Origin of the sequence: Streptomyces kebangsaanensis (genome assembly GCF_001906585.1) — a bacterium.
In the GTDB taxonomy this organism is placed as follows: domain Bacteria; phylum Actinomycetota; class Actinomycetes; order Streptomycetales; family Streptomycetaceae; genus Streptomyces; species Streptomyces kebangsaanensis.
Genome location: NZ_JUJA01000013.1, coordinates 6,546 through 16,481 on the forward strand (window position 1 = coordinate 6,546; position 9,936 = coordinate 16,481).

A 9,936-nucleotide genomic window follows, 5' to 3' on the forward strand; every position below is an offset into this window, starting at 1 on the left:
CACCCGGCCCCGCCGCAGCTGCACCAACTCCTGCACCTCGTGCCGCGCCGTGTCCGCGTCCGCGAGGATCCGCCGCGCCAGCGGCAGCAGCGCCTCCCCGGCGTCGGTGAGCGTGATGTTGCCCCGCGCCCGCAGGAACAGATCCGCGCCCAACTCCCGCTCCAGCGCCTTGATCTGCTGCGACAGCGACGGCTGGGCGACATGGACCAGCTCGGCGGCGCGGGTGAAGTGCCGGGTCTCGGCGACCGCCACGAAGTACTGGAGCTGCTGGAACTGCACACCCCCAGCATAACCGACCATAGGAGGCCCCTATCGAAACGAGCCATACCATGTCTTGGACCGATGGGGGTCAAAGGTCCTACCGTGCGGAGTCATGGCACTGGCAACGCGGACGGACCGACGGCCGTCCATGGCACGCACCGTGTGGGGCTCGACCGTCGGCAAGAAGACCGTGATGGCGGTCAGCGGACTGATCATGCTGCTGTACCTGGTCGTCCACATGATCGGAAACCTGAAGATCTTCTTCGGGGCCGGCGAGTTCAACCACTACGCCCACTGGCTGCGCACCCTCGGCGAACCGTTCATGCACTACGAGTGGACGCTCTGGCTCGTCCGGGTCGTCCTCGTGATCGCGGTCGTCGCCCACGCCGTCTCCGCGTACCAGCTCAGCCGCCGCGACATCAGGGCGAGGCCCAGCAAGTACGTGCACTCCAAGCCCCGGGCGAGCTACGCCACCCGCACCATGCGCTGGGGCGGGATCATCCTCGGCCTGTTCATCGTCTGGCACATCCTCGACCTGACCACCGGCACCGTGCACTCCGGCTTCCAGCCGGGCCACCCGTACCAGAACGTCGTGGACACCTTCTCCACCTGGTACGGCAACGTGATCTACATCGTCGCCATGCTGGCGCTCGGCCTGCACGTCCGGCACGGCTTCTGGAGCGCCGCCCAGACCCTCGGCGTCGGCAGCCGCGCCCGCGACCGCGCCCTGAAGACCGTCGCCAACGTCCTCGCACTGCTGCTCACGGCCGGCTTCATCGCCGTCCCGGTGGGCGTCATGACCGGAGTGGTGAGCTGACATGACCTCCTACGTCGACTACACGACCGGTGAGCCGGTCGCCGACACCAAGGCCCCGTCCGGCCCGATCAACGAGCGCTGGGACAAGCGCCGTTTCGAGGCCAAGCTGGTCAACCCGGCCAACCGGCGCAAGCAGACGGTGATCGTCGTCGGCACCGGCCTCGCCGGCGGCGCGGCGGGCGCGACCCTGACCGAACAGGGCTACCGCGTCGTCCAGTTCTGCTACTCGGACTCCCCGCGCCGCGCCCACTCCATCGCCGCGCAGGGCGGCATCAACGCGGCGAAGAACTACCGCAACGACGGCGACTCCATCCACCGCCTGTTCTACGACACCGTCAAGGGCGGCGACTTCCGCGCCCGCGAGTCCAACGTGCACCGCCTCGCCCAGATCTCCGTGGAGATCATCGACCAGTGCGTGGCACAGGGCGTGCCGTTCGCCCGCGAGTACGGCGGTCTGCTCGACACCCGCTCCTTCGGCGGCGTCCAGGTCTCCCGCACCTTCTACGCCCGCGGCCAGACGGGCCAGCAGCTCCTGCTCGGCGCCTACCAGGCGCTGTCCCGGCAGATCGCCGCCGGCAACATCGAGATGCACCCGCGCACCGAGATGCTGGACCTGATCGTCGTCGACGGCCGGGCCCGCGGCATCGTGGCCCGCGACCTGATCACCGGCAGGATCGACACGCACTTCGCCGACGCCGTCGTCCTCGCCTCCGGCGGCTACGGCAACGTCTTCTACCTGTCGACCAACGCCATGAACTCCAACGCGACCGCCATCTGGCGGGCGCACCGGCGCGGTGCCTACTTCGCCAACCCCTGCTTCACCCAGATCCACCCCACCTGCATCCCGCGCACCGGCGACCACCAGTCCAAGCTCACCCTGATGAGCGAGTCGCTGCGCAACGACGGCCGTATCTGGGTGCCCAGGGCCAAGGGCGACAACCGCCCGCCGAACGAGATCCCCGAGGACGAGCGCGACTACTACCTGGAGCGCATCTACCCGTCCTTCGGCAACCTCGTCCCGCGTGACATCGCCTCCCGCGCCGCGAAGAACGTCTGCGACGAGGGCCGCGGCGTCGGCCCCGGCGGCCAGGGCGTCTACCTGGACTTCGCGGACGCGATCCGGCGGATGGGCCGGAAGGCCGTCGAGGCCAAGTACGGCAACCTCTTCGACATGTACCAGCGGATCACCGACGAGGATCCGTACGAGGTGCCGATGCGGATCTACCCCGCCGTGCACTACACGATGGGCGGCCTGTGGGTCGACTACGACCTGCAGACCACGATCCCCGGCCTGTTCGCGATCGGTGAGGCCAACTTCTCCGACCACGGCGCCAACCGCCTCGGCGCGTCCGCGCTGATGCAGGGCCTGGCCGACGGCTACTTCGTCCTCCCGGCCACCATCAACGACTACCTGGCCCGCAATCCGCGCAAGTCCGCCGCCGACGACGTCACCGACGAGCACCCTGTCGTGCAGGAGGTCCTCGCCGAGACCGAGGACCGGCTCAACCTGCTCCTCGCCGTCGACGGCGACCGCACCCCCGACTCCTTCCACCGTGAACTCGGCGAGCTGATGTGGGAGTTCTGCGGCATGGCCCGCACCGACGCCGGCCTGCGCAAGGCCCTGGAGCGCATCCCCGAGATCCGCGACGAGTTCTGGCGGCGCATCAAGGTCCCCGGCACCGGCGAGGAGTTCAACCAGTCCCTGGAGAAGGCCAACCGCATCGTCGACTACCTGGAGCTCGCCGAGCTCATGTGCCTCGACGCCCTGCACCGCTCCGAGTCCTGCGGCGGCCACTTCCGCGAGGAGTCCCAGACCCCCGACGGCGAAGCGGCCCGCAGGGACGACGAGTTCGGCTACGCGGCCGCCTGGGAGTTCACGGGTACGGGCGAGGCCCCGACCCTGCACAAGGAAGACCTGGTCTTCGAGTACGTCCACCCCACTCAGCGGAGCTACGCATGAAGCTCACCCTGCGCGTCTGGCGGCAGAAGAACGCCGGCGCCGAAGGAGCCATGTCCACCTACGAGGTGGACGACATCTCGCCCGACATGTCCTTCCTGGAGATGCTGGACGTCCTCAACGAACAGCTCATCCTCTCCGGCGAGGACCCCGTCGCCTTCGACCACGACTGCCGCGAGGGCATCTGCGGCGCGTGCAGCCTGGTCATCAACGGCGACGCGCACGGCCCCGAGCGCACCACCACCTGCCAGCTGCACATGCGGTCCTTCAAGGACGGCGACACGATCGACATCGAGCCGTGGCGGGCGTCCGCCTTCCCCGTGGTGAAGGACCTGGTGGTCGACCGCTCGTCCTTCGACCGCATCATCCAGGCCGGCGGCTACATCACCGCCCCCACCGGCTCCGCGCCCGAGGCCCACGCCACGCCCGTACCGAAGCCGGACGCCGACTTCGCCTTCGAGCACGCCGAGTGCATCGGCTGCGGCGCCTGCGTGGCCGCCTGCCCCAACGGCGCGGCGATGCTCTTCACCTCTGCCAAGATCAACCACCTCAACGTCCTGCCGCAGGGCGCCCCCGAGCGCGAGACCCGCGTGCTGGACATGGTGGCCCAGATGGACGAGGAGGGCTTCGGCGGCTGCACCCTGGCCGGCGAGTGCGCCACCGCCTGCCCCAAGGGCATCCCCCTGATGTCGATCACCAGCATGAACAAGGAGTGGCTGCGCGCGACCCGCAGGGCGTCCAAGAGGTGACCGCGCGCGGCTTGTGAAAACGTTCGCCGAGGGGGCGGACGGGCGGGGTCGGGAGTGGTGCTCATCCCCGGCCCCGCTTCGCACTTCACCCGCGCCGTTCAACAACCTCACACCCAGTCTCTCCGCGCCGGTCACGCGCAGGTCAGCGGGCCTGGGGAGAACAGGACCGACAGACCGTACGCCAGGTCTGCCCCCCGTTCCCCGGCCCGTGACCAGGAGAGAGCCATGACCGGCGTCACCACGCTCGAAAGCCCCCCGCAGCCGACGTCGCCCGCCCGCTACACCGTCGCCCTCGCCCGAGACGAGGCGGACGTGCGGGCCGCGCAGCGGCTGCGGTACGACGTCTTCGCCGGGGAGATGGGCGCCCTGCTGTCCACCCCGCAACCCGGCCACGACATCGACCCCTTCGACGCGTACTGCGACCACCTGCTCGTGCGCGACACGCTCACCGGGCAGGTCGTCGGCACCTACCGGCTGCTGCCGCCGGAGCGGGCCGCGATCGCCGGACGGCTGTACGCGGAGGCCGAGTTCGACCTGACGCCACTGGACGCGATCCGCCCCGGCCTGGTCGAGGTGGGCCGCTCCTGCGTGCACCCCGACCACCGCGACGGCACGGTCATCGGCCTGATCTGGGCCGGGCTGGCCCGCTACATGGTCGACCGCGGCCACGAGTGGCTGGCGGGCTGCTGCTCGATCCCGCTGGCCGACGGCGGCGCGCTCGCCTCCGCCACCTGGGACCGGGTGCGTGCCAAGTACCTGGCACCCCAGGAGCACCGGGTACGCCCGCTGCTGCCGTGGACACCCCGGACCACGACCACACCCCCCGCCCGGACCGAACTGCCCGCCCTCCTGCGCGGCTACCTCCGCCTCGGCGCCCGGGTCTGCGGCGAGCCCGCCCACGACCCGGACTTCGGGGTCGCCGACCTGTACGTCCTGCTGCCGATGCGCTCGGTCAGCCCGCGCTACCTGCGGCACTTCCTCTCCCTCATACCGGCCTGATGAGCACCTGGCTGCCCAGCGCCCCCTGCACCCCGAGGGCGTGCGTGGAGGCGACGGGGCCGGCGAGGGCCGTACCGCGTGCCGTGCTGCGGCTGACGCTGGTCGCGGCACTGGTCCTGACCGGGGTCGTCCTCTCACCGCTCGGCCGGAGGATCCCCGCCGACTGGGTCGGGCGCTGGTGCCGTGCGGTCGTACGGGCCTCGGGGGTCCGTCTCCGCATCACCGGCACCGCCCCGCCCACCGGTGGCCTCCTCCTGGTCGCCAACCACATCTCCTGGCTGGACATCCCGCTGCTGGCCGCGGTGCGCCCGGCCAGGATGCTCGCCAAGGCGGAGATCCGCCGGTGGCCGGTGGCGGGCGCGCTCGCGGCGCGCGGCGGGACCCTGTTCATCGAACGGGACCGCCCGCGTGCCCTCCCGGACACGGTCGCCCACATCGCCGAGGCACTGCGCCAGGGCACGGCGGTCGCCGCCTTCCCCGAGGGCAGCACCTGGTGCGGCCGCGCCCAGGGCCACTTCCGCCGGGCCGTCTTCCAGGCCGCCCTGGACGCCGGCGTCCCGGTCCAGCCGGTCCGCATCCGCTACCGCCTGGCCGGGGGAGCTGCGGCCACGGCCCCGGCCTTCGTCGGCGACGACTCCCTGCTCGCCTCGCTGTGGCGGGTGGCGTCGGCACGCGGCCTGGTCGCCGAGGTCGAGGTGCGTCCCGTGGTCCCACCGGGCACCCACCCGGACCGCCGCGCCCTGGCCCGCGCGGCACAGCAGGACCGGGCGACCGAGCCCTGCTGGACGCACGCGGCGCTGATGGCGTAGCTGGTGGCGTAAGGCCGGCCGGCGCCGGTCCTGCGGACGGGAAAGACGCCGTAGGCGGGACCGGCACCGCCCGCGCCCACGGTGACGAGGAACCGCCGGTAGTCCTCGGGCAGCCGCACCCCGATCCGCGCCTCGAGATCGGCGAGTTCCGCCGCCGTCAGTGGTTCCCCGAGACGGAAGCCGTGCCCGTGCACGCCGAACACCCCCGCGCTCTCGGCCCGCGCGCCGAGCGCCGTGACGCGCTCGCGGACCCCCGCCCATGTCTGCTGCTCAGGCATGCGCGGATCGTACGGCTCACCGCTGACGGTCCGCCCGGACGCCTCAGCGGTCTCCGCGCATCTCCCGCGCGAGATAGGGAGCCGTGGCGCTCCCCTCCGCCCGGGCCACGGCCTCCGGCGGGCCGGCCGCCACGATCCGGCCGCCCTCGTCGCCGCCGCCCGGCCCGAGGTCGACGACCCAGTCGGCGTCGGCCACGACGGACATGTCGTGCTCGACGACGATCACGGTGTGCCCGGCGTCCACCAGCCCGTGCAACTGCCGCATCAGGACCTCCACGTCGGCCGGGTGGAGGCCGGTCGTCGGCTCGTCGAGGAGGTAGAGAGTGTGGCCGCGGCGCCCGCGCTGCAGTTCGCTCGCCAGCTTGATGCGCTGGGCCTCGCCGCCCGACAGTTCGGTCGCCGGCTGGCCGAGGCGCAGATAGCCGAGGCCCACGTCGAGAAGGGTGCCGAGGCTGCGGGCGACGGCCGGGGTGTCGGCGAAGAACTCCGCCGCGCTCTCCACCGTGAGGTCCAGCACCTGGCCGATGTTCCGCCCGCGGTACGTCACTTCGAGCGTCTCGGGGTTGTAGCGCGCCCCGCCGCAGGCCGGACACGGTGCGTACGTGCTCGGCAGGAACAGCAGCTCCACACTCACAAAACCCTCGCCCTGACAGGTCTCGCACCGCCCGCCGGCCACATTGAAGGAGAACCGCCCGGCCCCGTAACCGCGCGCACGCGCCTCGTCGGTGCCCGCGAACACCTTCCGCACGACGTCGAACAGCCCGGTGTACGTGGCCAGGTTCGAGCGCGGGGTGCGTCCGATCGGCTTCTGGTCCACCGAGACCAGCCTCCCGACCCCCGCCGACTCCTCCGTGATCTCACCGATGAGCGTGGACTTCCCGGAGCCCGACACCCCCGTGACCGCGCTGAAGGCACCGAGCGGGAACTCGGCCGTCACCCCGCGCAGGTTGTGCCGGTGAACCGGCCCCACCTTCAACTGCCCCCGGCCACATCGCACTTCGCGCACGGGTGCGGAAGAGCGGTCGAACAGGAACCGGGCCGTCGCCGACTCCTCCACCCCCGCCAACTCGGCCACCGGCCCACTGTGCAGCACCCGCCCGCCGTGCTCCCCGGCCAGCGGACCCACATCGACCACCCAGTCGGCACCGCGCACCACCTCCAACTGGTGCTCGACCACGAAGAGCGAGTTGCCCGCCGCCTTGAGCCGCTGCAACACCGTGAGCAGGGCCTCGGTGTCCGCCGGGTGCAGCCCCGCCGACGGCTCGTCGAGGACGTACACCACCCCGAACAGCCCGGACCGCAGCTGGGTGGCGAGCCGCAGCCGCTGCAACTCGCCCGCCGAGAGCGTGGGTGTGCTCCGGTCCAGGCTGAGGTAGCCGAGACCCAGCTCGACGACGGGCGCGATACGGGACCTGAGGTCCTCGGTGAGGACGCGGGCCACCTCGGAGGTGCCCTGGAGACCACCGACCAGTTCGGTCAGCGGCAGCGCGGCCAGCTCGGCGATGGAGCGCCCCGCGAAGGTCACGGCCAGCGCCTCGGGCCGCAGCCGGCTGCCGCCGCAGGCAGGGCAGGGTGCGGAGGCGAGAAAGCGCTCGGCCTTCGCGCGCAGCGCCGCGCTCTTCGAATCGGCGAACGTCTTCATCACATACCGCCGGGCACTCATGTACGTGCCCTGGTACGGGCCATGGATCCGGTCGGCATCCCGCACCGGATGCACCGTCACCACCGGCTGCTCGTCCGTGAACAGGATCCACTCCCGCTGCTCGGCCGGCAGCTCACGCCACGGCCGGTCGATGTCGTACCCCAGTGCGTCGAGGATGTCCCGCAGATTCTTGCCGTGCCAGGCACCGGGCCACGCGGCGATCGCCCCCTCCCGGATGGACAGCGACGGATCGGGCACCAGCAACGCCTCGTCCGTCCGGTGCACCCGTCCCAGCCCATGGCACTCCGGGCAGGCCCCGGCTGCCGTGTTCGGCGAGAACGCGTCCGAGTCCAGCCGCTCGGCCCCCGCCGGATAGTCCCCGGCCCGGGAGAACAGCATCCGCAGCGAGTTGGACAGGTTCGTCACCGTCCCGACCGAGGACCGCGAGGTCGGCGCCGCCCGCCGCTGCTGCAGCGAGACGGCCGGCGGAAGCCCGGAGATCTCCCCGACCCTCGGCGCCCCCACCTGATGGATCAGCCTGCGCGCATACGGCGCCACCGATTCGAAATACCGCCGCTGAGCCTCCGCATAGATCGTTCCGAACGCCAGCGACGACTTCCCCGACCCCGACACCCCCGTGAACACGGCCAGCGCATCCCGCGGAATGTCGACGTCCACCCCCTTGAGATTGTGCTCACGAGCACCACGGACTCGGACGTACGGGTCATGGGGGCTGTGCATGGGGAACGCTCCGTACGGGACTGCTGCCAAAGGGGATAAACTCCATCATTCTACGCGAGTGCTCTCATCCGTCGCCCAGCCCTCCCGCCGCGAGCCCGTCGCTCATCAACCGGCGCCCCAGGCCCTCGGCGCGCGCGAGGAGTTCCTCGAAGTCCGTGAGGCGGCGGAAGGCCGTGGCGTAGGCAGTCTGTTCCTCCGGGGGGAGGGGAAGTACCTGCAGGCGCCGGATGTCCACCCGGGACGAGCTGGAGGCGTGGGTGGCGGCCTGGCGTCCGTTGGCGGGGGCGCGCAGGCAGCCGGCCAGGAAGTGGGCGTCCAGTTTCTCCGGGTCCACCCGCAGCGCGTAGGGCTGTGTGCCCAGTGCCGTCGGTGGCCCTTGGTGCACCCAGGCCCTGAAGGCCCGGATCACTCCGGCGACCACCACGTCGCCCTCCTCGGCCACGGCATGGGCCGTCCCCTCGGGGGCACGTCCGCCGGGGACACCGTCCTGGAGCAGGTCGGGCACGGTGAGCAGGGGCAGTCCGGCCGCACCGGGCGAGGTGGCGCCGTCCGGTGGTTGCTGCCCGGCGAGCAGGGTGAGGGCGTCCGCCTTGACGAGGTCCCCGACCGTCGCCGTGGTCTGCGGTGTCCGTGGCCGCAGGTCCAGCCCCGCCAAGTACTGTGCGCAACCGGTGAGATCGGCCAGATGGGTCGCCAGCTCCCGCCATGATGCCGCGAGTTCCGCACGGGAGGGCTCCCCGCCGGATATGGCGTAGCGGCCCGGGGCGACGTCGGCCTCGTCATCCAGGAGGTCGAGCAGAGGAACCCGGACGGCGCCCTCCGGCGGATTGCGGTCCGGCCGGTCGAGGACTTCCAGAGCGGCGCGGACGAAGGATCCGAGGGCGTCCCAGTCGGGTCCGGGCTCACGCGCTCCGGGCCTGGCGAACCCTGTGGCGTCCACGAGGAGGGCGTCCTGCGCGGGAGGAGCCGCCGACGGGCCGTCCGCCGTGGCGCGCAGGACCCACAACTACTAGAGCGAGGCGCTTGTGCGGTTGGGCGCTTCCCGGCGGCAGCGCCACGACCGCCCGCAGCACACCGGTGCGCAGCAGGGAGCCCCGGATGCGGCGGCCCGCCTTGCGGGAGGCGACGGCGGGCGGCAGGACGACGACCGCCGTCCCACCGGGCCTGAGGTGGGAGAGCAGGTGCTGCACCCAGGCCAGTTCGGGCTCGGTGCGCGGCGGCAGGCCGTGGGTCCAGCGCTGGTCCGTCGCCAGTTCCTCGTAGCCCCAGTCGCGCTCGTTGAACGGCGGGTTGCACAGGGCCATGTCGGCCGGTGTCCCGGCGAAGCAGTCCTCGCGCAGCGCGTCGGCCGTGGCGACCTCCGCGCGGATGTCGCGGTCGTCGGCGACGAAGCCGACGGGTATGGCGTCGGTGGTACTCATGGAGGGGCTCTTCGGGGTGTGTGGCCGCCGGGCTGGGCGGCGCCCCAGCGGCCGTAGTGCATGGAAGGCTACTGCGCTCATTGACTTTGTTCACAGAACAAAGCCACGAACGTCTGTGTGGAAAATGTGGAGGACGGGAAAATGCAGAGCCCCGCGCCGGGAGCAGAAGGATGGCTGGGAGCTCGTGGAACAGGCCCAGGGCAGGCTTCGCTCCACCCTCAACTTCCGTCGGCCGAAGAAGCCGCTGCCGTGGCTCCTGATC

Annotated in this window: 9 protein-coding genes and 1 pseudogene; 5 read left to right on the top strand and 5 right to left on the bottom strand. The window is 71.6% G+C overall.

Features of this window, described 5'->3' with window-relative positions; all coding sequences use genetic code 11:
* Window positions 1-279 (bottom strand): LysR family transcriptional regulator (locus tag RH94_RS41830; protein WP_234425441.1); only part of this gene is annotated, 279 nt, incomplete at its 3' end.
* A 130-nt stretch (window positions 280-409) separates the two neighbouring features.
* Between RH94_RS41830 and RH94_RS01185 the strand changes: the two genes are divergently transcribed.
* The 5 genes from RH94_RS01185 (at window position 410) to RH94_RS01205 (ending at window position 5,592) form a co-directional block, all read left to right on the top strand.
* The gene (locus tag RH94_RS01185; RefSeq protein WP_073945814.1) at window positions 410-1,078 is read left to right on the top strand and encodes a succinate dehydrogenase; all 669 of its coding nucleotides are present in this window, start codon (window positions 410-412) and stop codon (window positions 1,076-1,078) included.
* 1 nt (window position 1,079) lies between these two features.
* Window positions 1,080-3,038 (top strand): fumarate reductase/succinate dehydrogenase flavoprotein subunit, encoded by a 1,959-nt coding sequence (locus RH94_RS01190; protein ID WP_073945815.1) that lies wholly within the window; start codon window positions 1,080-1,082, stop codon window positions 3,036-3,038.
* Complete coding sequence (locus tag RH94_RS01195; RefSeq protein ID WP_073945816.1) at window positions 3,035-3,784, top strand: succinate dehydrogenase/fumarate reductase iron-sulfur subunit; 750 nt, start codon at window positions 3,035-3,037, stop codon at window positions 3,782-3,784. Before RH94_RS01190 ends, RH94_RS01195 begins: the two co-directional genes overlap by 4 nt.
* 225 nt (window positions 3,785-4,009) lie before the next feature.
* Window positions 4,010-4,783, top strand: a complete 774-nt coding sequence (locus tag RH94_RS01200) for a GNAT family N-acetyltransferase (RefSeq protein WP_073945817.1) — start codon at window positions 4,010-4,012, stop codon at window positions 4,781-4,783.
* A complete protein-coding gene (locus RH94_RS01205; RefSeq protein WP_073945818.1) occupies window positions 4,783-5,592 on the top strand; it encodes a lysophospholipid acyltransferase family protein in 810 nt (269 codons plus the stop codon). The genes RH94_RS01200 and RH94_RS01205 overlap by 1 nt, the downstream gene beginning before the upstream one ends.
* A gap of 62 nt (window positions 5,593-5,654) precedes the next feature.
* Here the strand turns inward: RH94_RS01205 and RH94_RS41835 are convergent.
* The 4 genes and pseudogenes from RH94_RS41835 to RH94_RS41845 all read right to left on the bottom strand — a co-directional run.
* Window positions 5,655-5,870 (bottom strand): annotated as a pseudogene (locus RH94_RS41835) (SMI1/KNR4 family protein); the annotation flags it as partial.
* A gap of 43 nt (window positions 5,871-5,913) precedes the next feature.
* Window positions 5,914-8,253 (bottom strand): ATP-binding cassette domain-containing protein, encoded by a 2,340-nt coding sequence (locus RH94_RS01210; RefSeq protein ID WP_073945819.1) that lies wholly within the window; start codon window positions 8,251-8,253, stop codon window positions 5,914-5,916.
* A 64-nt stretch (window positions 8,254-8,317) separates the two neighbouring features.
* Entirely contained in the window at window positions 8,318-9,193 is an 876-nt protein-coding gene (locus RH94_RS41840) for a hypothetical protein (RefSeq protein ID WP_234425442.1), read from the bottom strand.
* A complete protein-coding gene (locus RH94_RS41845; RefSeq protein ID WP_234425443.1) occupies window positions 9,156-9,674 on the bottom strand; it encodes an HsdM family class I SAM-dependent methyltransferase in 519 nt (172 codons plus the stop codon). Before RH94_RS41845 ends, RH94_RS41840 begins: the two co-directional genes overlap by 38 nt.
* Between the last annotated feature and the right edge of the window lie 262 nt (window positions 9,675-9,936).